General features: G+C 42.3%; 22 protein-coding genes and 1 tRNA gene. 13 read left to right on the top strand and 10 right to left on the bottom strand.

Features of this window, described 5'->3' with window-relative positions; all coding sequences use genetic code 11:
- Window positions 1-151 precede the first annotated feature (151 nt).
- A tRNA-Glu gene (locus QW087_02220) sits at window positions 152-246 on the top strand.
- Window positions 247-379: 133 nt separating this feature from the next.
- Here QW087_02220 and QW087_02215 read toward each other — a convergent pair.
- From QW087_02215 to QW087_02205, 3 genes are read right to left on the bottom strand one after another with little or no spacing between them, the layout of a single operon-like run.
- Window positions 380-1,501, bottom strand: a complete 1,122-nt coding sequence (locus QW087_02215) for an HAD hydrolase family protein (protein MEM2943540.1) — start codon at window positions 1,499-1,501, stop codon at window positions 380-382.
- A gap of 3 nt (window positions 1,502-1,504) precedes the next feature.
- Window positions 1,505-2,350: a formyltransferase family protein gene (locus QW087_02210; protein MEM2943539.1), complete on the bottom strand. Its 846-nt coding sequence runs from the start codon at window positions 2,348-2,350 to the stop codon at window positions 1,505-1,507.
- On the bottom strand, window positions 2,351-3,316 hold the full coding sequence (locus QW087_02205) for a PfkB family carbohydrate kinase (protein MEM2943538.1): 966 nt from the start codon (window positions 3,314-3,316) through the stop codon (window positions 2,351-2,353).
- A gap of 199 nt (window positions 3,317-3,515) precedes the next feature.
- Between QW087_02205 and QW087_02200 the strand changes: the two genes are divergently transcribed.
- Both QW087_02200 and QW087_02195 read left to right on the top strand, forming a co-directional pair.
- Window positions 3,516-4,550, top strand: a complete 1,035-nt coding sequence (locus QW087_02200; protein ID MEM2943537.1) for an inorganic phosphate transporter — start codon at window positions 3,516-3,518, stop codon at window positions 4,548-4,550.
- A gap of 57 nt (window positions 4,551-4,607) precedes the next feature.
- Entirely contained in the window at window positions 4,608-5,276 is a 669-nt protein-coding gene (locus QW087_02195; protein ID MEM2943536.1) for a DUF47 family protein, read from the top strand.
- 134 nt (window positions 5,277-5,410) lie between these two features.
- On the opposite strand, the gene QW087_02190 is transcribed toward QW087_02195, so the two are convergent.
- The gene (locus QW087_02190; protein ID MEM2943535.1) at window positions 5,411-5,881 is read right to left on the bottom strand and encodes a DUF835 domain-containing protein; all 471 of its coding nucleotides are present in this window, start codon (window positions 5,879-5,881) and stop codon (window positions 5,411-5,413) included.
- Between the two features lie 993 nt (window positions 5,882-6,874).
- Window positions 6,875-7,279, bottom strand: a complete 405-nt coding sequence (locus QW087_02185) for an archease (GenBank protein ID MEM2943534.1) — start codon at window positions 7,277-7,279, stop codon at window positions 6,875-6,877.
- A gap of 254 nt (window positions 7,280-7,533) precedes the next feature.
- Here QW087_02185 and QW087_02180 point away from each other — a divergent pair, with 254 nt between their 5' ends.
- The 5 genes from QW087_02180 to QW087_02160 all read left to right on the top strand — a co-directional run bounded on the left by QW087_02180 (window position 7,534) and on the right by QW087_02160 (window position 12,719).
- A complete protein-coding gene (locus tag QW087_02180; GenBank protein ID MEM2943533.1) occupies window positions 7,534-8,148 on the top strand; it encodes a hypothetical protein in 615 nt (204 codons plus the stop codon).
- A gap of 271 nt (window positions 8,149-8,419) precedes the next feature.
- Complete coding sequence (locus QW087_02175) at window positions 8,420-9,289, top strand: VIT1/CCC1 family protein (GenBank protein ID MEM2943532.1); 870 nt, start codon at window positions 8,420-8,422, stop codon at window positions 9,287-9,289.
- Between the two features lie 163 nt (window positions 9,290-9,452).
- Window positions 9,453-10,238, top strand: coding sequence for a hypothetical protein (locus tag QW087_02170; GenBank protein MEM2943531.1), 786 nt, complete (start codon window positions 9,453-9,455; stop codon window positions 10,236-10,238).
- A gap of 109 nt (window positions 10,239-10,347) precedes the next feature.
- Window positions 10,348-11,991 (top strand): thermosome subunit beta, encoded by a 1,644-nt coding sequence (gene thsB, locus QW087_02165; protein ID MEM2943530.1) that lies wholly within the window; start codon window positions 10,348-10,350, stop codon window positions 11,989-11,991.
- 278 nt (window positions 11,992-12,269) lie between these two features.
- Window positions 12,270-12,719, top strand: coding sequence for a DNA-binding protein (locus QW087_02160; protein ID MEM2943529.1), 450 nt, complete (start codon window positions 12,270-12,272; stop codon window positions 12,717-12,719).
- Window positions 12,720-13,033: 314 nt separating this feature from the next.
- Here the strand turns inward: QW087_02160 and ppcA are convergent, their stop codons facing one another.
- Window positions 13,034-14,506: a phosphoenolpyruvate carboxylase gene (gene ppcA, locus QW087_02155; protein MEM2943528.1), complete on the bottom strand. Its 1,473-nt coding sequence runs from the start codon at window positions 14,504-14,506 to the stop codon at window positions 13,034-13,036.
- Window positions 14,507-14,762: 256 nt separating this feature from the next.
- On the opposite strand from ppcA, the gene QW087_02150 reads away from it, so the two are divergent.
- The 5 genes from QW087_02150 to QW087_02130 all read left to right on the top strand — a co-directional run bounded on the left by QW087_02150 (window position 14,763) and on the right by QW087_02130 (window position 20,362).
- Window positions 14,763-17,144 (top strand): AAA family ATPase, encoded by a 2,382-nt coding sequence (locus QW087_02150; protein MEM2943527.1) that lies wholly within the window; start codon window positions 14,763-14,765, stop codon window positions 17,142-17,144.
- A gap of 223 nt (window positions 17,145-17,367) precedes the next feature.
- Window positions 17,368-18,186, top strand: coding sequence for an aspartate dehydrogenase (locus tag QW087_02145; protein ID MEM2943526.1), 819 nt, complete (start codon window positions 17,368-17,370; stop codon window positions 18,184-18,186).
- A gap of 90 nt (window positions 18,187-18,276) precedes the next feature.
- Entirely contained in the window at window positions 18,277-19,365 is a 1,089-nt protein-coding gene (locus QW087_02140) for a Xaa-Pro peptidase family protein (protein ID MEM2943525.1), read from the top strand.
- 396 nt (window positions 19,366-19,761) lie between these two features.
- The gene (locus QW087_02135; protein ID MEM2943524.1) at window positions 19,762-20,043 is read left to right on the top strand and encodes a hypothetical protein; all 282 of its coding nucleotides are present in this window, start codon (window positions 19,762-19,764) and stop codon (window positions 20,041-20,043) included.
- 1 nt (window position 20,044) lies between these two features.
- Window positions 20,045-20,362 carry a metallopeptidase TldD-related protein gene (locus QW087_02130; protein MEM2943523.1) on the top strand — a complete coding sequence of 106 codons (318 nt, stop codon included), beginning with the start codon at window positions 20,045-20,047 and terminating at the stop codon, window positions 20,360-20,362.
- Window positions 20,363-20,462: 100 nt separating this feature from the next.
- Here QW087_02130 and QW087_02125 read toward each other — a convergent pair whose 3' ends face one another.
- The 4 genes from QW087_02125 to ilvB form a co-directional block, all read right to left on the bottom strand.
- Window positions 20,463-20,816, bottom strand: coding sequence for a cyclophilin-like fold protein (locus QW087_02125; protein ID MEM2943522.1), 354 nt, complete (start codon window positions 20,814-20,816; stop codon window positions 20,463-20,465).
- A gap of 148 nt (window positions 20,817-20,964) precedes the next feature.
- The gene (ilvC, locus tag QW087_02120) at window positions 20,965-21,993 is read right to left on the bottom strand and encodes a ketol-acid reductoisomerase (protein MEM2943521.1); all 1,029 of its coding nucleotides are present in this window, start codon (window positions 21,991-21,993) and stop codon (window positions 20,965-20,967) included.
- Between the two features lie 31 nt (window positions 21,994-22,024).
- Window positions 22,025-22,342, bottom strand: a complete 318-nt coding sequence (locus QW087_02115) for a hypothetical protein (protein ID MEM2943520.1) — start codon at window positions 22,340-22,342, stop codon at window positions 22,025-22,027.
- Entirely contained in the window at window positions 22,330-24,000 is a 1,671-nt protein-coding gene (ilvB, locus tag QW087_02110) for a biosynthetic-type acetolactate synthase large subunit (GenBank protein ID MEM2943519.1), read from the bottom strand. Before ilvB ends, QW087_02115 begins: the two co-directional genes overlap by 13 nt.
- Between the last annotated feature and the right edge of the window lie 61 nt (window positions 24,001-24,061).

Here is a 24,061-nt window from a genome sequence, read left to right as displayed (position 1 = left end):
TTCGATCGAGCATTCCTTTAAAACCGATGCGATTCCACCTACATTATCCAAATTAGGTTTCAACAAATAACCTATTCAGCTGTCTTCTATGAAACCATAGGGCACTTTGCTAAGATTTAAGTATAAAATTCCACATGAACGCTTGCCTCTCGCTCCGGTAGTGTAGTCCGGACAATCATCTCGGCCTTTCGACGGATAAATTCCGAAAGAAAGCCGAAGACTCGGGTTCAAATCCCGACCGGAGCACTTTTCTTACCGGGTTCTGATTACAGAGCATAATCATATATTGCCGAGATCAATATCCGCAAAGATTAAGAATAAATCTTTCCGGGCTAGCCAGATCATTTATCTCGCTTTCGCGAGTACAGGATGTGTTGCATCATCCAAGTGCGCCTATTGCTTCCCCTCTCACTGTTTTCCTGAACTTCGAGCTAAGTGCTGCGATCTCGGACATATTTTCGGGAGTCACTTTAACAACGAGCGGAAGTTTTTCCGGAAATACCTTGATCAGTTCTTTCACCAGATATTCATGCACATATCCCATTTTTCTGATGTACTCAAGATTCCAATTCTCAACGAGTTCTAAGACGGATTCTTTTCCCCCTTTGTAGAAAGTTTCCGCAAGTACCGAGGTCACGACGGTGTCGTGCGATAGGACGGCAATTTCTGCATTTCTAACCGCATAGGAATTTCCGTTGAATGAAACCGTGACACCACCGGCCTCTCTTACCATCTTAAACGCTTCTACATCGGTTATGCTGTCACCGACATACATGGTATCTTCGATGCCAATACCTGTCCTTCTGCATACATCTAGAATTGCCGCGGCCTTTTCTTCTCCACCAATTGGATTGACTTCGAGGATAAGCTCGTATGAAGCGAGATCCGTCATTTCCTCCCAAAAGATCTCGTCGAGCCTTTTTATTGTCTCTTCATCCTTCTTGTTGAAGTCCTCTAGTCTTTTCGCATTTGGTGGAATTTCTATGACATCCATTGAAGCGATTTCTTTAGCATAGTTTCTCAAGATGTTCTCTTCCCATGAGTCAATCTTGCAGGAATCCAAATTAACTCGAGTGCAATAAGTATTTTCAAACGGGAATCCAATCGCCTCGCACACCGCATTCACATAGTGTTCATAGCTTGTACTCACAATGAAAGACTGCATAAGCTCCCTAACAAATCGCATCGTACGCTTTGCGCCAGGTACTAGCAATATGTCGGATCTTGAAAATTCGATCATTTTCTGATTTGTCACTCCATACGCTTTGAGAAAAGGAAGAATAAGGCGGAGTGTATCTCCCGCTTTGTATCCCTGCCTATGAAAAACATCACTAAGCACGTCATCGTATCTGCTGATTACACTGAAAAATTTCTCCCCATTTTCAATAAAAGCCGCGCAAAGTTCGAAAGCGTTGTCATTTTTGGTAATAGGCCCCTCTCCATCCGTAACGAATTGCCTGTTTTCACCAGGTATTAGTTCGTCGAGCAGGTCGAATTCCAAGGATCACACCTCAAATTCTCTTGTTTTAACCGCGTGATCCACCAACGCAGTTAAATCATACGCCCCAGCAAGAGGTCTTTCTTTTTCATAAATCATTCGATCTTTGATTCTAAGTTTGCCATCAGCGAAATACTTCAAAGTATATGCAAGCAATGGTATCTCTCGAATCTCGCCATCTTTGCGTATTCTTGCAAAGAGAGGTTCATTTTCTCCTTCAGTCCTCATTATTTCCGCTAGAGTTACCGATTCTAACTTCCTTTCGAACTGCTCCCATAGAACCTCATACTCTGCAGTTCGCAGAGAAAATGAGCAGAACGTGAGTGGAGGCCCCTCGTCCCATTCCTGGGTACACAAGTGAATCATCGCACCTTGTCGGTCTGCCCGAGATTCCATGAGTTGCCAGATAACTTGTTGCCACGTTCCCTTTGGCCCACCTGGCAATGCCGGGTGTAAATTGATGAGGTTGAAGATTTTGCAGGATTCATTATCCATCCAAAGCATGTAGCCTGCGAGAACGCCGAGATCGAAAGGAAATGGAGAAATTAATTCTCTCATTTTTTCACCATATGCACTTCTCCATTTTTCTCTGTTTTCTAGACGGAGGTCTGGTCGAAATTTCTTCCAAGACAAACAAACGAGCGGGATATCAAATCCCCGAACCAGTTTGCAAAATCTGCGGCGATCTTCAAATGTTGGATGGGTTGGATCCTCATCCTCTTCCCAATTTGAAAACACAAAGGCAATTTCTATGTCAAAAAAACCCTCATCCTTCTTCTTCACAATAGTTTTTAAAAGATTGCGTGCTGCCGCATCTCTTCCCGTTGAAAACCAACCGATTTTCAATACCATTTACATCACGCCATCGAATATCTTTATCGTATCTTTATCTGGATACCCGTCCCTTCCATAATAAGCGATGCTTCTTCCCGCGACGAAAGATGCAAAATTACCACATTTTTCAATTGGCCAGTCCATAAGGATTCCTGCCAAAAAACCCGCATCGTAGACATCGCCTGCGCCAGTTTTATCAACAACCACTGTATTGGTTGGAGAGATGGTGATTTCATCAGTATCAGTCACAATGATCGAACCCTTTTCTCCCATTTTACACGCAACAATTTCAGGACCTGTCTCCAAAAGCATTTTCGATCCTTCCACAACATCATTAGATGTTAGCAATTGCAGTTCCCTCTCATTGATGAAAAGAATGTCACATCGTCTCAGAATTGTTTTGATGGCTCTCAAACCTTTTCTTGCGTAGATTTCGCCCGGATCGAATGAAAGCATAACGCCGGCATCCAGTTCTTTTGCAATTTTCTTCTGTTCATTCAATCCACGGTCTCCCACAAAAGAACTCATGTGAACGATTCGGGACTCATTCAGATATCCAATATCTTCTATCGAAATAGAAAACATGTCATTTGCATTGGGAAAAACGATCAAGGATCGCTCCCCTCTTGAGACAAGAGATAAGCATACGCCAGTATCATCAAGTCGTTTCACATGCGAGTAATCAACGTCATTCATGGAATAAAGTATGAAATCTCCTAATTCATCGATTCCAGTTATACCAAGAATTCCAGTTTTGAACCCCATTTTGGCAAGTGCATAAACGGTATTTGCAGCCGAACCGCCCGCGCTTCTTCTTACAAGCTTACCAGTTTGATCAAGCTCTTCTTTCACACGACGGAATCGTCTCTTATCTTCAAAGATTTCTGAACCTGGGACATAACTTTTCTCTGCAACTACTAACCTATTGACTTCATAAATGAAATCCACGTTAAGAGCTCCTACACCTACAACATCGCGCTTCATCTGAATTTGCAATTGCTTTCGCCATAAATATAGTTGAGGAATTCGAAATTTCGAAGAAAACTGCTCTTTATCATTAGAATCAAATGATTAAATTAAGCGAAAGTTGCAGATATTCCTTGCGCAGATGGTTAGATTCGAAAACGATGAATGCTTCAATATCCCGATATCCTAAAGATAACTAGTAACTTATCACTTTCATGTGGAATCCGCCGTCAATGTCGTCTTCATTTTCATTGTAGTAATCTTGGCTCTGTTTTTTTGTGCAACAAATGGGTTTCATGATGCCAGCTCAACAATTGCTACATTGATTGGATCAAAAACAGCAACGCCTATACAAGCTGTATTACTTGCATCTGTTTCAAATCTCGTCGGTGCACTCGTTGGGGGTAGTGCTGTGGTGTATACTATTCAATCTCTAACTTTTATTTCACATCCTCAACTTCTCGTGATATGTCTATTTAGTGCGACATTAAGCGCGGTTGTTTGGAATATCATAACTTGGAAGTATGGACTACCGTCATCATCTACCCACGCGTTCATCGGCGGATTGATCGGTGCAACCATTCCTGTAGGGGGAATCGAAGCTCTGAATTGGGGTATTGATTCGGTTTTGGCTCCATCGCCTTCTCTAGATGGTATTCTAAAAGTTTTCGTATTGCTTGCCACTTCGATAGTTGTTGGCCTCGCAGGTGGCTATCTGCTCATGAAGACAACAACAATGGTATTGCGGAAATCGACGCGTTCCGCGAACAAATCTGTTCGAAAAGTCCAATGGATAACCGCAAGTCTTCTTTCTTTCAGTCATGGCGCTAACGACACACAAAAACAGATTAGTATAATTATGATCGTTTTCGCATCAAGTGGATTTCTAGTACAATCAGACGTTCATCTCGGTATAAGATTAGCATGCGCATTAGCGATGGCCGTAGGAACGATGTTTGGTGGGTGGCGTATTGTAAGGACGCTTGCAGTAAAAATCTACCGCATAGGACCTCTACACAGCCTTAATTCGCAATCGGTGTCAACTGCAGCAGTTTTATTTTCAACGATTGCAGGAGCACCAGTATCGACCACTCACGTGGTTTCTGCGAGCATCATCGGAATCGGCACCGCAGAGAATGCAAAAATGGTAGATTGGACTCTTGGGAAGGAAATTTTCGTTTCATGGTTATTAACATTCCCCATCACAATGTTAATATCGGGTTTATTATCCTTAATGTTGACCGTCATTTAGGCGGAAGTGATAACTCATTCATTTGAATTGAGATGGATCTCTACTTAGGTGACAATGATGTTTCGTAAGAACGCAAAGAATAGTTCGAGAAGAGATAGCGACGGCGCAAGGGGGAAAATCGTAGATGTCTTGTTTCCTCCACGGTATGATTTTTACAAAATGCTCAGTGATCAAGCGAAGATCACTTTAGAGGGGGTGCGTGTGCTTTTGGAGTGGGTTAAGTTTGGCGAGATAGATGCCCCGAGACTACTTCAGCAAATTGAAGAGAAAGCGGATGAAATGAGATACGATATGGAAGGCAAGCTGATGGAAAGTTTCGTGACACCATTTGATAGGCAGGATATTTACACGATTTCCCGCCAGATGGATTATATCCTCAATTATTCGCTTTCTACGGCACTTGAAATGAAGGCGTTTGGGATAAACCCAGATGGGCCAATCGTAACGATGGTTGAATGTCTATATGAAGGAACATCTACTCTGGCAGAAGCGATATCCTTGATGAAGCGAAATGAGAAATTACCTGAATTCATGATCCATAAGATGCGGAATAGTGAAAGAAAAATTGAAACGATTTACATTGAATCAATGAGTACTATCTTTGAAACTGACGATCCAATAGGCATAATCAAAAAAAGGGAGATTTATCACCATCTAAAGGACGCTGGCAGAATTCTTGGAATGACGATCGACGTTCTTCATAGAATCATTCTTGGAATCGAGTAAAGTCGAGTCGAAGTTTCAGTTATATTAAAGAAACAAGAACTACTCATGAGAGCCTAACTTCTCGAACGCATTCCTTGAAAAGAATTTCGTGTCATGAGATAACCAAGGAACTAAACATGCTGTTCTCATATTGCCTAAATGATATAATCCGCTTCTTCTTCGAGCAATTTAAGATTATGTGAATCCAATGTTAGAGGGTTAATAGAAATCAGTAGAATTGCGTTTCTTATCGTAATCTGATCTCTTATTGATTGCACAAATTTCAAGACTGTTGTAAAATCGTTATTCGTGATTAGGTATTCGAGACAATCAATAATTACAATCGGGTTTTCATGCGTAGAAATGAACCTCTCCAGTTTAAAACTCAACTCTTCTAGATCTTTGGGTCTAAGTGCCATATCTGCTATTACATTGGTCAGCCAATATATCGTTGAAGAACCTATTTCAAATTGCTTCTTAAGTTTTATAGGATAAATGCGGGTTATGATGATTCCAGAAGCCCCGTCTCCAATCGCATTGGAAAAAATGCGGTACGCTAATTTGGGTGTCTTTTCTTTGATGATATATGTTGATCCTTTTTCCAGAACCAGTTCTACATTATTCATTGGACACCCCTCGATACAATTTTTATTCTGAATCAGATGGCTAGGCCGCAATCTGTTTCAAATATGTTTGCCCTATGTTCTTTTCGGCAAATTATGACAATGCATAAGGGCCTTTAATCTATTGCGGATAGAGTAGCAGCGAATACTCGAATGCCGATTTCATCACTTTATTGTTTAGGCGTTTTAATAAACAAGGCGGTAAGTCGCGGAAGTTTGCTAAACCTATTTAGTTCTATGCCAGGTCAATGAATTTATGAAATTGTCAATAATGATACCTTAGCGTTTAGATTTAATAGATTGAACTTCTGCATCGATGCTCGTAGTTTTTCTGCAATCAATGGCGCATTCAATATTTTCCCCAAAGCAAACTGGTTCCATAATCAGCATTGTTTTTTTGTTTTGCATCAATCAGCGAAGTGCTAATCTATGTTACTTTTCCAAATAATAATATCGAAAGCGTCCAATAATGGCTCAAATCAATGAGTTATGCCATTTTTCTATTGACATGAATCGTGCTAGAAGAAAATGATGAAGTTTTGTGTATGAAATAATTATTCGAGCCGTAAATAGGAAAGGTCGGAGGCCAGTTAGCCACGGTCGAAAATTCCTTCGCAGAGCGGATTCCAACCAAGATAATGCGGTTTGGAGGTATGAATGAAATAGCCTAATTAATCTATATTTTCGCGTGAATGCAATAATTGCAGTTAGAGTATCTCCCAGAGGAGACCCCCTTCCGCAGTCACATACTATGGTTATCTACTATTGAGAACAAAGACCAGGAACGCACAAAATTCGTCCGGCATTCACCAAACGCAATGAGCTCGATCTCAATAACCTTTTTGCGGGCCTGTATTAATTTTACCGAAAAAGAGTAAAGAATCGGATATTCATTCACATAATTTATTCGTGCGCGCTGCACTCCAACACTACTTAATTGTCGCCCCGAAATTACCTAGCGTTCAAAGGCTTAAACGAAGTGACTTATATTCAATTTCATATATCAAAAAGAACGGTTACGGAAGGTTCGTCTTTGTTAATAGTCATCATATGATAGGTTACGGCTTTGATCTCCTTCTTGGGCTTATGTTTATGCGGATTAAATTGTTCGCCCCAGGCGGTACAGATAAGTGCATTGCCTACAAATTTCACACTGAACTTTGAGAACACAAGCTTCTTCGTGTCAAAAATATAAAGAAGTTCTGAAAGAAAATTGTAAAGCAGTGCTTCTGTATTCTCGGCTTCGACTCTTATGTTGTACTCGATTTTTGGATCTATTTTATTGGCTTCGACGATTTGATCAAACATGCCATATGCGGCGTTTGCAAAACATTCTTCAATGTTTGAGCCACGCGCCTTAATCATCACATCCGCGGTGTGATCTAGCTTCTCGTACATCATATCAGACACACATTATCAGCAGATCAATTATATTATTTATTAAGGATGATACATAATTGATTCAGTGGTTGAAAGGAATCGTTTGGGAGACCCCAAAATTCCTCCCTGAATCGATCCGCAAGTTACATCCTCTTATTCGAGAAATTGAATTGGATTACTTATTGGCAAAAGAAACGCTATATTTTGGATATTCACAACTTTTAATATCTCTCACAAGTAGGTTGGATAAGTGAGATGCTCTAAGGGGTGGTACCTTGGTCCACAATCGTAATCCACCTGTGATCTTCGAGCCCAGCGCCTTTTCGTCTCTATTGATGTCCGTTGTTGAGATTCCTGGTACAGAATCGATGGGCCTACTCCTTGGTCATGAAGAAAGGCGATCCATTTCGAGCAGATTTAGATCGTGTCTGGCGATCGACATAGCCTATCCCATACAGACCGCTCAGCGTGGGAGGACGTCCGTAACATATGGAAATCTTGCAGCAAGAAATCGCCTACACAGCACAGTAAGTGCTGTAGGACTTGCTATCATCGGCGGATTTCATTCTCATCCAAATACAAATACGCGCTTGACGAAAGAAGATAAGGAATTCATTTTTGATGAACTCTCGTCTTTAAAATCGAAACAGGGACTTGAAAAGTGGCTTGAAATAGTGGTCAAAGTTACCAGAATCAAGAAACCGTCACACTCAAAATTTCTTTCGAAAATGTATGCCAGCAAATCACCTAGGCCAGGATTTTATGTTCTGAACAATAATTCAGAGGTGAGCGGGCATCTCATTATAGAACCAACGGTTGTTTATCGGATCGATATGAAGGGATATTGGTTTTTCAATGGCAGAGTTTCAAATGCAATACTATGCTTGTAAAGATGAATTGTATAGTCGCTGGCAATTTGATCAAGCGAGATCGAATACCTAGGTCAACAGAGGATAACACCAAAATGAACTCCGCCTCGAATTAATTTGTTTGGACTGATGAAAGCGATACATGCCATTCGACATTTCTTTTGCAAAAAATTAATCATTCATCGCGGAAAATCATTTCCTTCGATTTTTTTCAAGAATAAGTGCATAGGAAGTGCACGAAAAGGCTCAGATGCCAAAGAAAATATACCACTAATTGCAAATCCATTAATAGATGGATAAATCTGATATCCAGGATGAAGTTCTTGAGTTCCAAAAGACCGAAATCACTCTTCACGAATTTTACAAGCGATTAGCCAAATCAGCGAAAGGACAAAGGAATAGAGATATTCTCAAGTCGATAGCCGCTGATGAGTTAGCTCACTACGAATACTGGAAAGATATTTCGGAAAAGGAAGTGAAACCGCGCAGGATGAAACTCTTGATTTATACTGTACTGTCATGGATTTTCGGCATCACTTTCTCAATGAAACTCATGGAGCGCCATGAAAAGCAGGCTCAACGTTCCTATGAAATACGGCAATCAAAGTATCAAGGAATCAACAGTCTACTTGAAGACGAAGTGTCGCATGAAGAAGATCTGATTAATTTGATAGATGAAAGAAGGCTCAGGTACACAGGTGCGATTATCAGAGGGATAAATGACGGCGTGGTGGAGATCACTGGCGAGATAATAGGTCTTTCACTTATCTTTCATGAAAGCAGACTTGTGGGCTTTATTGCACTTATCTCAGGCTCGGTGGGATCATTAAGTCTGGCAAGCTCCGAGTACCTCGCGGCGTTTTGGGAGGAAAATCAACAGACGCCTCTGGGAGCTGCATCGTATACGGTCGTTGCATATATGATAACCCTGGTTATACTCATTTGGCCTCTATTAATAGGCATTCCGTCGGTCACCGCTTTGCCGATCGTTGTTTTTAATGCCGTAATCCTCATCTTTCTTTTTAACTATCACCTCAGCATTGCCAAGGATATGAAATTCAGCAAAAGATTTCTACATATGTTGATTGTGAGTCTGGGGGTTGCACTGGTCTCTTTCATCCTAGGGCTTTTGATAAGATATGCATTGCATATCGAAATATGAGTATCCAGTCATTTTTAAATCTGTTGGCTTAAGGTTTTCGTATCGGAAACATACAATGGATCTTTGACATGTTCAGTTAAGAATTTGAATTGACGCGAAAAGAATTTGTATTGATTTGCGAACATATGATAATAGATGCATTCGCAAGAGGGATAAACGTAACATGGAAAACAATACGGGAGATGCCTCGAAAGAATTAAAGCATAAGGGAATCACCCTGATATCATCCGTACAGACAAGTTGGTCGAAGAGAAAAGTGCTTGAGGTGCTCGAGAAATTGAAGTGGAATTCAATTTTCTTACCACTTCCAAAGGCATGGGAGGATGCCATCGTAGCCTTAAGACAAGGTTTTGATTTTTACGAAATTGTTCGAGACATGGAAGATTCCGGAGTTATTCGGCTTCCAGAAGACAAAAGGCTGATTACCTCATGGGAACCGTTAATCAGGGGAATCTCATTGATTGCACCCAGTAAGAAAATTAGATGCTACAGAGATATTTCATCAATTGACTGTGAGCGGCAAATCGCGATTGAGTATATGTTGTTAGCTCTTCGATCACGAGCAGGTAGAATTGATGTTAATCAATGGAAAGAATTGATCTATGAAGAAATTGACATCTCAAGGCGTGAATCTCAAACGGACGCTAGAAAGCTCAAATCTGAGATTACAGACAGTGCCGTTTGCGTGGATTCATCTGGAGATTTGGAAGCATCACTTAGATCTGAAGGCATCGAGGTGAGGAAGGTGATTGTCGACATGCCCATGTTACCTCTTGATATTCTGAGAAATGAGATGAAATATTACATTACGGCCGGCCGAGAAATTCCAGATGATCTAGTCGAAAGGAGAATTAAAGAACACTTGATTTTTTTGGATTTGGTTATTTCGAGTCATTCATTTGATGATGCGTATAGCGAATGGAGACTTATGTACAGACGTCAAAACTAAATAAGTTCAATAGGTTTTTGATCGATATATTAATATAGAAGAACAAACACATTAGGGGTACGCATCAAACGCTGTTGGATTGGATTCCTGCGGAGGTGGGTATATGGGTATGGCAGGAACACCAATATTAATACTTAAAGAAGGTACCAAACGAGAACGTGGGCGAGATGCCCAATACAACAACATAATGGCAGCTAGAGCCGTTGCCGATGCAGTCAGAAGCTCTTTGGGTCCGAGGGGCATGGACAAAATGCTGGTTGATAGCATGGGCGACGTCGTCATAACAAACGACGGAGTCACGATTTTGAAAGAAATGGATGTCCAGCACCCTGCGGCCAAGATGCTTGTTGAAGTTTCGAAAGCGCAAGACGAAGAATGCGGAGATGGAACCACCACAGCAGCAGTTCTTGCGGGAGAACTACTCAAAAAGGCGCAGGACTTAATCGATGCTGATGTTCACCCGACGATCATTGCACAGGGCTACAGAATGGCTTCGCAGAAAGCGGTCGAAATTCTTGAATCTCTAGCAATCCCAGTAAGGCACGACGACAAGGAAACATTGAAGAAGATCGCCATGACGGCCATGATCAGTAAGGCTGTTTCAGCATCTAGGGAACACCTGGCGAATCTCGCAGTCGAGGCTGTTACAACAATTGCAGAAGAAAGAGACGGGCGATGGGTAGTTGACCTCAAAGACAACATCCAAATCGTCAAGAAGCAAGGCGGCGCAATGGAAGACACTGAGATAATAAAAGGAATAATCATTGATAAGGAACCTGTGCACCCAGCGATGCCAAAGAAAATTGAAAAGGCGAAGATTGCACTAGTCAGCGGCGCGATGGAAATCAAGAAAACAGAAGTTGAGGCAAAGATTCAAATTACAGATCCGTCGCAGATGCAAGCGTTCCTCGCAGAAGAGGAAAACATGCTTAAGAAAATGGTGGAATGCGTCAAGAAAGCTGGCGCAAACGTGCTATTCTGCCAGAAAGGAATCGATGATCTTGCACAGCACTTCCTGGCAAAGGAAAAGATATTTGCCGTTCGCAGGGTAAAGGAATCCGACATGGAGAAGCTAGCAAAAGCCACTGGTGCAAACATTGTCAACAAGTTTACTGAGCTTGAACCATCCGATCTGGGGACCGCGGATCTCGTGGAAGTCAGGAAAATCCAGGAAGATGAGATGACATTTGTAAAGGGTTGCAAGAATCCGAAGGCAGTATCCATTCTCGTCCGAGGCGGTACAGAGCACGTTGTAGATGAGATGGAGAGATCACTTGATGATGCACTTAATGTCGTCGCCGTGGCAATAGAGGACGGCAAGATGATTACGGGCGGTGGCTCGACAGCCGTCGAGCTGGCTATGCGGCTCAGAGAATATGCAGCTACCGTCAGCGGTCGTGAGCAAATTGCAATTGATGCCTTTGCGGCGGCTATGGAAGTCATCCCGACTGCTTTATCAGAGAATGCTGGTCTCGATCCAATAGACATACTGATCGAGCTACGTAAGGCCCACAAGAGTGGTGAGAAGCACGCTGGTGTAAATGTATTCACCGGCAAGGTCACGGACATGCTCAAGGAAAACGTCATCGAGCCCCTGAGGGTAGGAAGGCAAGCGATCAATTCCGCAACGGATGCGGCAATCATGATATTAAGGATCGATGACGTCATCGCCGCGAAGGGCGAGACTAAGACAGGTGCAGGCGGTAAGGGCAAAGAGGGTAGCGGCGCTGGTGAAGAGGAATTTGGAGATTAAACGAAAACCATTCTCTTTCTCTCATTTTTTCAATTTTTTGATTGAATGTTTCTCCTGGTCTTTGAGCATTAAGCATATAATGTTTGACATAAGCTTAAGATATCGTCGATCTACATCCACGGAATAAATATTTTCTGAGCTATAACTGAGAAAATCTGTCAAGAGTGTATATCATGATTGGCCTATTTGAAGATCATAGAGCGTGACGCAAAAATATCTCAACTTCTTACAGATTCGTGACAACTTAATTCAATCCTTCGTCATTCGGAGATGATATTATGAAATGGGTTGAGGCAAAAGAGGGGCGAATATTTGTCATTCGTCTTGAGGACGATGAAATCATTCACGGTTGCATCGAAAGGTTCGCCAGAGAAAATGGCGTAAAATCAGCCTTTTTTATTGTTTTGGGCGGAACCAAAAAAGGCAGCCTAGTTGTAGGCCCAAAGGACGGAATAGCAAGACCAATCGAGCCGATGGTATCTGTTTTCTCGGGAGTACATGAAATATTGGCAGTTGGAACAGTATTTCCCGATGAGCAAGGAATTCCTCTCGCTCATGTACATGGTGCTCTTGGTCGCGGCGATCACACAATGGTCGGTTGCCTAAGGAAGGGGGTTCATGTATGGGAGTTCGTGGAGGTTGTTCTCATTGAACTGATCGTGCCAGATGTTCTAAGAAAGCGCGATGCTGAAAAGGGATTCGATGTTATTGATGGTGATTCTTGGTAAGCGTGCGCATATACCATTGATTGCTCGATTGAAATTGACTCGCACTTTGTATAAAAAATATGGTATGAAAAAAGCATGCATGATTGTAGCACCCCTGCAATACAGATGCTATACCAATTCTAATGTGGAAACTTTGAGATAAATGAAAAGCCGTGATGCAGAAATAATACATAGAGAATAACTTTCGTCGACATTCACTGCGTTCATGCGGGCAATCTAACAAATCATGAATTTTCACTTCAATTGCGAATGTACCAGTTTTTTCATATGTGAACTGATGCCCATTTTCGATAAGGCATTTCGAGGGCACACGCTTAGCCTAAGAAACCTCTACGATATGCCGCGCGAATGAGTATTTCAGTCATGTCTCTGCCTGACCTATGTCTTAGAATATCAACCATTTCCCTGGTTAAATCCAGATGTGTTTCATCGGGTGAGACGTCCAAATCGAGATTGGCAAGAGCATCCCTTAAATTCGCATGCACAAGACTCAAAGATTCGGGATCTAGGTAAGCTAGCGCATCTTTCATGTAGTCATCAAAATGAACGAATGTCTCCCTGATGAATTCAAGATCTCTATCACTGAGAGCATTGAGTCCAAGTATTTCCGGAGGTAGTCCAAGCGAATAAAGCGCCGCCGTGAAAGTTATAGCCCTTGGCAATCTCACTCCTTGAATGTTTCGAGAATAACCAAAGAGCCCGATGTGTAGTTTTCTTTTTCTTCTGCTCGGTACGAATTTTGCCATTTCGTTGATCAGCATTGCCAGCTGAGCAACTTGATTTCTATATTCCCTCGAGTATTTTTCAACAATTTCTAGACACCTCTTTTCATCAACCTCTTTTGCTTTCTCGGGCTTTCTGTCTCTAATCTTTTCAATTGCATTTCTTACCTTATCAGGCGGGTTGTCGTACTTGAATGAGGATTGTATGGTAAAAGTGTAAACCGATGGATATTCATCAATAACTCTTTCTACAGTTTCTGGTCTAAATCCTCCCCTGAAAGGTACCGAGCCAATCCCAATAATTGGATAGATTTCGATCCCGCTTTCTTCTTCGAATTTTCGCAACCTAAAGAGTGCTATCTTGTTGATAAGCACGGCAGTGATGAAGCCGTAATTCATGGCAGGATCTGACCTTGCCAGAAAAACTCTTTGTTGCTCTATTTCTTTGTCTTCGAGGTATTCTTTGGTAATTCTGTGAGCATTCAACATATGGTCAAGTTCTTCGAAAAGTGGTATAACATTAATCGTTTCCGGCTCAAAACGGCCAATCCACTCTGCGATCGTGATGTCTCCTTTTTTAAATTGCTTTGCTTGTTTTCCAACAACAAAATCTCTGTAGTATATGTATACTCTATCTAGACACTGAGCTGAGGACGTCATTGGCAGTATGACTTCAAAGATTGGAGAGATATCATCATTGTAAAACAGTTTGGCGGTGTCAAATGATCGTGGAATACTTTCTAGTGTCTCAAGGAGAATCTTTGCTTCATCTCTTTCAACACTTGGATTAGGAACTCTCGGAGTTATGAACACATCCCTACCTATTCTACAATTCCTGAAGAAAAGATCATATTTTGTAAGGAGTTTTTTTACAACAAAATTGTCAACTTCCTTTCCTTCACAATCCCACATCTGTTCATCGCAACCTAAGTGAGAAAAAACATAATATGCTTCTTGGATCTCATCTTCTCCTCCGAGTTCAGAGCTCTCGGCGAAGAAAGGCACGTTAACGTTGTCGGGATGTTGGGTGCTCATACACCGTGGAATTTTAGTTTTTGGACTCATTTCTCCTCGCTAGAGTGATGTTCATATTAAATTTTACCCTATATTTTAGCGATAGGAATTTGACAATTCCTGATAATCTTTGCGATCTTGATAAAAAATGAATCTAATTGATGCGAATATCGAATCAATTGGTCGTAATTCGTTAATTGGAACGATTAATGTTTGGTGCGGCGTTGGGCACCATGAATTAAGGGAGTTACGCTTTTTTATTAGAAGCACCAATTGATAAATGCAGAGCAAGCAGGTTGTTGGTACCATGGTTGTAGAATTATCAGCATCTCAGTGTCGAAATGTATGTTCTGAGAATGTTCTTGAATGTAAGACTTCAGCCGATTTGCCCGCTCTCTCGGGAATTCTTGGTCAGGAACGGGCAATCAAGGCACTTCAGTTTGGACTCAATGTTGCGGAAAGAGGATTTAACATATACGTTGCAGGTATTCCAGGTACTGGGAGAAGGACAGCTGTAGTAGAATTTGTTGAGGAGCTTGCCAAATCAAAACCAGTTCCGAGCGACTGGTGTTATGTGAACAATTTTAAAGATCCGACTAGACCTAAGGCTATTGAACTTCCAGCTGGTAAGGGTATCGTCTTTAAAAGGGAAATGGAGAAGTTCGTCTCATCGGTAATAGCTGCTCTTAAATTTGCATTTGAAAGTGATGACTACATTAAAGCACGGACTGGAATGCTAAGATCGTTGGAAGATGAGAGGAATACATTGAGCAAGCAGCTGAACAAAACTGCCGAAGAAAGCGGATTCATTCTCCAACAATCACAGATCGGTCTTGTTCTCGTGCCTGTCATTAATGGCAAAGCAATTACAGATGAGGAATTTCTGAGACTCCCTTCTGTACTTCAGAAGCAAATTCAGGAAAAAAGAAGCGCGGTTCAGAGCCAAATCTTTGGAATTTTGCGATCGCTACGAAACCTTGAACAGAAAGCAGAGGAGATGGTAAAAGATTTCAACAAAAGAGTCGCGAGTTTTGCCCTGGAACCATTTTTGGACATTCTCCGAGAGGAATTTAGCGGCGCCAGGGATGTGGTTGAGTACTTACTAGAGGTAAGAGACTACATTATTGAAAATCTGCCCATCATCCTTGAAGGACAACCGAAAGAACCGCAGATTCCATTTATGCTGCAACCATCTGATGATCCGCTAAAAAATTTTGCTGTAAATCTCTTTGTCGATAATTCAGCATTGAAAGGCGCGCCTGTAGTGATCGAACTAAATCCTACCTACGGGCGACTCTTTGGTTTTACCGAAAAGGAGGCTCGATTCGGAGCACTTGTAACTAATTTCACAATGATTCGTAGCGGATCAGCTCATAAGGCAAATGGTGGCTTTCTTGTTCTACCAGTCGAAGAACTTCTAAGAGATCCTATTGTCTGGGAGAGCTTGAAACAAGCGATAGCCAATGAAATGATAGAAATTGAAGACCCCGCCGCAAAGTTGGGTTATGTAGTTACGAAAACACTTCGTCCAAGTCCGATCCCCTTCAAGGTAAAGGTCATCCTTATAGGAAAACCAGATATCTATAACATCCTATATGCGCTAGATAAGGATTTTAGAGAACTTTTCAAAGTAAAAGCTGACTTTGATGTGACGATGGATAGGAATGAAGAAAACATTAGGAAATACGCATCATTCATTCGCACTCTATGTGAGAAAGAACATCTTCTCCATCTGGATCGAGGCGCGCTTGCCTATATCATAGAATATGGTTCGAGGCTTGCAGATCATCAGGAGAAGTTATCAACGAGATTTTCGGAGATTTCAGATGTTGTTAGAGAAGCGAATTACTACGCAAGACGCGACGGATCGTCTGTAATCACAAAAGAACATATTAGTATGGCATTGGATGAAAAGGTCTTCAGATCGAACATGATTCAGGAAAAAATCAACGAAGCTGTAAAAAGAAATCTTCTAATGATAGACACTGATGGAGAAAAGGTTGGACAAGTCAACGGTCTAGCGGTAATGGGCATCGGCGATTATGTTTTTGGTAAGCCTAGCAAAATTACCGCGAGCATTGGGATTGGACGTGAGGGAATCATCGACATAGAACGTGAATCGCAAATGGGCGGCCCGTTACATACGAAAGGAGTCATGATTCTCACCGGTTTTCTCAACGACCGCTATGCACGGGAGAAACCACTCAGCCTCAACGCTAGAATTGTTTTTGAGCAGAGTTATTCTGGCGTAGACGGAGACAGCGCTTCAAGCACGGAACTTTATGCTATCCTTTCGGCTCTTTCAGAAAAACCTGTCAAGCAGTACATTGCGGTCACGGGTTCCATAAACCAGAAGGGAGAGGTCCAAGCGATAGGCGGGATCAATGAGAAAATTGAAGGTTTCTATGAAATCTGCAAGTATAAAGGACTTACAGGGAAGCAGGGTGTTCTCATACCGCATAGCAATGTACAAAATCTTATGCTAAGAGAAGAGGTCGTAGAGGCGGTGAGAAGTGGAAAGTTTCACATTTATCCAGTTAAGACCGTCGATGAAGGCATCGAAGTGCTCACAGGAGTTGCTGCGGGAAGGAAGCTTGTTGATGGTACATTCGAGAAAGGGTCAATTAATGATTTAGTTCAGAAAAAACTTTCAGACATGGCAGAAAGAGCAAAGGAGTACAAGTTATGATGATATCATATGCGTATAGTCATCACAGTGGAGTTTTCGATTTGAAAAAAAGTATCTAATACCGGTCCATTCATGGGAAGAATGTATTTGATCCATGACCATTTTTGTACGGTGCATATTTAGCGATACTGCTACGAATATGTGCACAAAATCGTCATTTTCTAAAGTCGTTTAATAATAGCAACAATAAAATTAAAAGAAAGTCGGGTATTTCAAAATCCGCATGCGTCTTCTTATAATAGGATGCGGGTCAATAGGAAGTACCCTTGCCAAGGCACTCGACAATATGCCCGAAGTAGATCTAATTTATATTACAGACAAGAACAGGGGCTGTACTGCCGATTTGGTTAAGAAACTTCGCAAAGTTAGATCTGTGGGAAATACCGAAATGGATTTAGATTCAATTGCCAAGGAGGTTAACATCGTTGTTGAAGCCGCAAGCCAAGAAGCAGCAAAGCATTATGTCCCGTTTTTCCTTGAGCGTGGCGTTGATGTGATGGTGTTAAGTGTTGGCGCATTCGCGGACGAAAAGTTCAGAGACAAATGCTTTCAACTAGCTAGAGAAAAGAATTCTCGAATTTACGTACCGTCTGGCGCGATAACAGGCACGGACGGACTCCGATCTGCATCAACTGGCAAGATCGATGAGGTGATACTAGTCACCACGAAAGGACCAAATAGCCTCAAATCGGTGGAATACTTTAAGAAAAAACGCATAGACTTTGATGCAATTAAGGAACCCATGATTGTTTTTGAGGGAACCGCCCGGGAAGCCGCTGCGAACTTTCCAAAAAACATGAACGTTGCGGCAACCGTCAGTCTGTTGGGTGTAGGATTTGATAAGACGAAGGTAAGGATCATCTGTGATCCGAGGTCCGAAAGGAACAGGCATACACTTATAGTCAAGGGATCATTTGGCGAAATCACTTCGACAACAGAGAATGTCCCATTTCCTAACAATCCATCTACAAGTTATTTAGCAGCCCTTTCGGCAATTTCCGCTCTGAGGCGCATCATTACAAATATCTGGATAGGTATCTGATCCGATCAGAGTCATCCCCTGCCTTCTATAATTTTAATCTGCATAGGAACTGTTATAAATTTCATAGGAAGTTTCAAGACGAGTGATTCGATGAATTCGAAAGTAAAGCGCATTTTTTCAAACGTTTCAGAGGAAATTGATGCAATTCTCATTCTGAATGATGTTGAACCAAACATTGATTCTACATTCTTTTACGTAACTGGTCTCGACTCAGGCATTTTCGAGGGCTCCTGTTTAATACTCTGGCCTGATGGAAGCACTGAATTGATTTCGTCAAAACTTGAAGAAGCGAGTGCCCGCTCTGCTTTTCAAAATTTCAAGATATTCGAAAAGACTGCGGAACGAAACAAGATGATTGAAGAATCGCTCAGAGGAATCAATCGAATTGGGTTGAACTTTTCCTCACTCACCGTCAAGAACTATAAAGAGATCAATAAACTATTGGATGAGGCAGAGAAGGTGGATGTTTCATCCGCCATAGAAAAGACCCGTCTTGTAAAGGAGTTGGATGAGATAGAGAAAATAAGAAAAGCCTGTAGGATTGTTTCTGCGGTGGCAGATGAAATACCGAATTTTCTGACCGAAGGCATAACAGAATACGAAGCAGCCGCGGAAATTTCCTACAGGATGCAAAAAATGGGTGCTACTTCGCCCTCTTTCGATCCGATCATTTCATTTGGCTCGAATTCAGCAGAGCCTCATCATTTGTCTTCCGACAACAAACTTTCAATCGGTCACTGTACTTTGTTCGATTTTGGAGCCAAATATAAGCGTTATTGCTCAGACATCACACGGACTTACTTCTTCGGGAGACCTTTGTTCGAATTCGAAGAAATGTACGAAATCGTGCTCGAGGCGCAGCAATCTGCAATTGATATGATGCGAGCAGGAATCATGGCGAGGGATGTTGATGCACGTGCAAGAAAGATCATTGATTCCACTTGTTATAAGGGCAAATTTGTACATTCATTGGGTCATTCAATAGGTCTCGCAGTTCATGACGGCGGTAGGATATCCCAAGATAACGATCTTGTCCTAGAAGAGAATATGGTTTTTACGATAGAACCGGGCATATATGTATCTGGCAAGGGTGGAATAAGAATCGAAGATAACGTCAGGGTCACAAAGGATGGCTGTGAGATACTGACAACGGCCCGAAGGGAGTTGTTGGTGATTTGAGTATAGGATTTATTGGAATTTGCGGTTGACTAGCTGGTGGCAGACAGAGGGAATTTCTGTCACGTGAAATATTAATTAATTGTATCTAGCAGGTTCAGAATTGTCGATGATAATCTCAACTCTCCATGCGTGGATAGGATTGCTGGCATATGTTTGAGAGCGAGAATCGCAGTAAAATGGGGATATGCATCATCAACCACTTCGAGGAGTGATTCAACTGGGCCAATGTGTGAGGACGCGATTAAAGTTGCTCGTTTTGGAAATGCTGGTTGATACGAAAACTTAGTGAGGATAGCAATTAAATCTAAAGTAAGATAAGACGCTAAGCTTCCTCGACTCGAAGTTTCAATAGAAGAGAAAATCGAAGAAGTCAAGTATCTTGTCTGAACGCGTTGAATGCAAAGTTGTGAATACAAATGCTATATATTTGACGAGGTGCGAAAGAATTTGCTTTTAAATTCTTTTGGAAGGAAGGTTAACTGGGATGAAGTGCGTGCTAAAGAGATTGCTTGTGCTATCGCACACAACGGCAATCGTAGGGAATCATACTATGAAGGATTCGATGGCATTTGTAGGTTTGAGATTGTTAAAGAGAACGATCTTGAGTTTTTGGGGAGAAAATCCGATATCGAGGTAGTAAATATGCTCTCAGTGAAAAACCTTCCAATGGCCATTTAGACTGCATTATGGACCCCAGGCATCAGGTCTTATGGTTCATGAAATTATCTATCATGCAGCAGAAGCCGATGAAGTCGTTAAGAGACGAATTTTTTTGACTGGTATCTTAGGCAAAATGATTGCAAGCGATGGAGTTACAATAGTCGACGACGTAACGATACCTGGTGCTTATGGCTCGATATCGTTTGACAATGAGGGTACTCCGGGCTCTCGTAACTCCATCATTGAAATGGGCAAAATTGTTAGAAAGATCGTAAAGTATGCGCTGCTTCTCGGAAATATTTTTGAAGTACTCGCAAATGTGACGGGAAATGGCTAATGATCCTACCGTTGTTGGAGCAAGTATTGTTCCGACAGCATGTTTTGAAGCGAAAGAACTGAAAGGTGCATAGGCAGACACTGAGATCACACACTTTGACTCATGCGCGCTCGAGGATTACTCTCATCCTATCACCGACATTCTTTAGTCTTCCCGGATCACCGAGGATTCTGCCGACTGGAGTGACCTTGGATATAGCTTCAGGCTTATTGCTGCGGCTCACCGGTGTTGGTCCATAGAATAGGCAAAGCGCATTACCATCGGGCCAGAATGCAACCTCGCCAACTTCCATTAACGTTTTGCCTCTTTCTAATTCTGCAGCTATTGGAATTTCAAAGTAAATCTCAGCGCCCCACACATTTGTGTAAGCTTCAAAGGGAAGTGCATCCCAGATCTCCATTGCAGTCTTTGTGTCATTGAGTTCAATGAGATATTCATCATTTGGGGTAATCATTTTGATTTTTTTTGTCAAGACTCACCAAACCTCCTCTTGAATGGAGATCGCAGCAAACTGCAATCTGTGTGTGTCATTTAGAACAACTTTTTTGAAGAAAATCTTTGCTGTGATCGGAGATCAAAAAAGTAAAGAAGGGAGAGAATGCTTATTGAGCAGGTTTCTTTACTTCAAATAGGGATCGTATTTCTTTGCCCACGACTTCTATTAGCCTTTCAGATTCCTGTTTCTCAAGCTCTTTCATCTTTTTCAATCCGTTCTTCCAATCGGCAATCCATTCTTTGGAGAATTCGCCAGAAAGAATTTTATCAAGCATTCTATCCATCGCCTTTCTCGTTTCGTCTGTGATTATGTAATCTCTCTGAGTAAGTCCACCGAATTCAGCGGTGTTACTGACGTTTTTCCACATGTGTATAAGCCCCCCTGCCTGAATGAGATCTACGATGAGCTTGAGTTCATGGAGACATTCAAAGTAGGCGAGCTCCGGCTGATATCCTCTCTTCACAAGCGTTTCAAAGCCTGCGATGATCAGACCAGTGACGCCACCGCATAGTACGGCTTGTTCTCCGAAGAGATCGGATGTCGTTTCTTCATGGAAGGTTGTTTCAATCACGCCTGCCCTTGTTGAGCCGATCCCTTTCGCTAAGGCTAGCACGATTTCCTTCGCGTGGCCTGTATAGTTCTGTTCAACGGCAATGAGTGCGGGTACGCCAAACCCTTCGAGGTAGAGCTCACGCTCACGTTTTCCTGGCGACTTTGGGGCTACCATGATAACATCAACATTCTTTGGGGGGATGACCTGTTTATAGACAATAGTAAAGCCATGGGCAAAGTCTAGAGCACATCCAGGCTTCAAATTTGGGAGGACATATTTCTCGTAGATTTCTCCTTGAACTTCGTCTGGAAGCAGCATCATTACGATGTCAGCATTCTTGACGGCATCAGGCATTTCCATGACAGTCATGCCATCTTTCCTTGCAAGTTCCCAGGAGTTTCCATTCTTTCTTAGCCCAACGACAACGTTGAGGCCACTGTCTTTAAGGCAGAGGGCCTGGGCTCTTCCTTGACTTCCATAACCAAGAACGGCAATTCTCTTTCCCGTCAGAATATTCAGATCCGCATCTTTATCATGATAAATCTTTGCCATATTTTTCACCTGATGTTTGCTTTGCACCATAAAGCATGGGGATATATAAACAAGATTCGTTTCAAACATGACTCTTTTGACGATTACTGCTCATTGAATTTGTGAACGTCGTAGCAAGTTCATTTCTTGGATCAAGTTCCCAAGGACATCCGAGACCATTTTCAACGTAGTCAGCGGAGGTTACATCCTGTATGGCACGCAAAGCATGTAAAAGCTTACCATTCAAGGACGAATTCCTGACCTCAATAATCATTTCAACATGAGCGTCATCTCCATGGAAAAATACTCTATGTAGTTCAACCTTCCGCCTTACGAGTTCCGAAATTACCCTGGGAAAAATGCTTTGTGTGTTTTTTCCGGTGATTCTCAAGACTTCCACTTACATCGCCCCCATACTAATTCTTTTCCACCTCCTGGTGGAATCATCGGCAACACATCTTCTTCAGGATCTACACGAACATCCACAATGAACGGGACATCTGACTTTAATCCCTTTTCCAGAGCCTCTCTTAACTCTGAAGGTCTTTCGACAATTACGCCATCGGCCCCAAAAGCCTGTGCAAGTTTGATAAAATCGGGGTTATTCTTTAATTCAGTTCCGGAATATCTTTTTTGCCAGAATAACTTCTGCCATTGTTTCACCATTCCTAGCCAACCGTTATTCATAAGGCATACGAGTACGGGAAGATTCTCTGACACTGCGGTTGCGAATTCTTGAAATACCATCTGCAAACTCCCATCACCAGCAATATCAATAACTGGTTTCTCAGGAAATGCAATTTTTGCACCAAGGGCTGCAGGAAATCCAAATCCCATTGTTCCGAAACCTCCAGAAGTTATGAATTGCCTGGGATGACGAACCTTGAGAAAATGAGCTGCCCACATCTGGTTCTGTCCCACTTCAGTCGTCACAATTGCATTATCTGGCATTATTGTGTTGAGCTCATGAATGACCTTCTGAGGCTTGATTGGATTGCCTCCTATATCAATGCAACAGTCGCATTCCTCTCGCATTGTCCTCATCCTCTGAGACCACGCTGTGTCTTTTCTCGATCCATTTATGCCCGAAAGGATCAGCCGCAGTATTTTCTTGGCATCTCCAATCAATCTTACCTGGGTTCTAGGACTTTTACTGACCTCGCCCGCGTCGATATCGATATGGATTATCTTGACATTTCCAGATAAGACGCTCTGATTGCCGGCGCTTCTGTCGGAAAATCGAGTACCAACTGCAAGGAGCACATCACATTCCATAAAAGCCCGTCTCGCAACTTCTCGGCCATGCATGCCAATGACGCCGAGACATAATGGATGATCCTCCGGAACAGCACCCTTTCCCATGATCGTAGTTACAACTGGAGCCATCAGGGCTTCAGCCAATTGAAGAACCTCCATGCTCGCATTTGACCAAATCACTCCGCCCCCAACGAGTAGTAGAGGTCTCTCCGCCTCTAAGATCATCTTGATCGCGCAGGAAAGTTCAGATAAGTCTTCAGCCGGTCTTACTACTGAAAATTCCTTTTCAAGCAGTTCATCTGGAAGATCTGTTCGCATGATATCCACAGGAAGGTCAATATGTACAGGACCGAACCGTCCCGTTGTTGCAATCTTAAATCCCCTCTTGACTGCTTCTGGGATATCCTTGGGGTCCAAAACTCTGAAGTTATGCTTCGTTATGGGCATCATAAGGCTGAAAGAATCAGCTTCTTGGAAGGCATCATTACCTATTAGGTGGGTAGCTACTTGTCCAGTTATCACGAGCATGGGAGAGGAATCGATGTAGGCAGTTGCAACGCCAGTCACAAGATTTGTCACCCCTGGACCAGATGTTGAGGTACACACGCCCGGTCTGCCGGTTGCTCGTGCATATCCATCAGCCATATGTGCAGCACATTGTTCATGGCGAACGAGCACATGACGTATTTTGGAATCCAGTAGGTCGTCGTAAAGGGGGATTGTCGTTCCTCCTGGCAAACCAAAGATCACATCGACGCCATGTCGCTCGAGTAATTCTACAACTGCTTTTGAACCCTTCAAAAGCTACCCTCCATAATTCGACAATGGGTGAGGACATCCCACACAGGATGCCTCTAACTAA

The sequence above is a fragment of the Methanomassiliicoccales archaeon genome (assembly GCA_038850735.1).
Lineage (GTDB): Archaea > Thermoplasmatota > Thermoplasmata > Methanomassiliicoccales > JACIVX01 > JACIVX01.
This window is presented reverse-complemented; position numbering and strand designations above follow the sequence as displayed.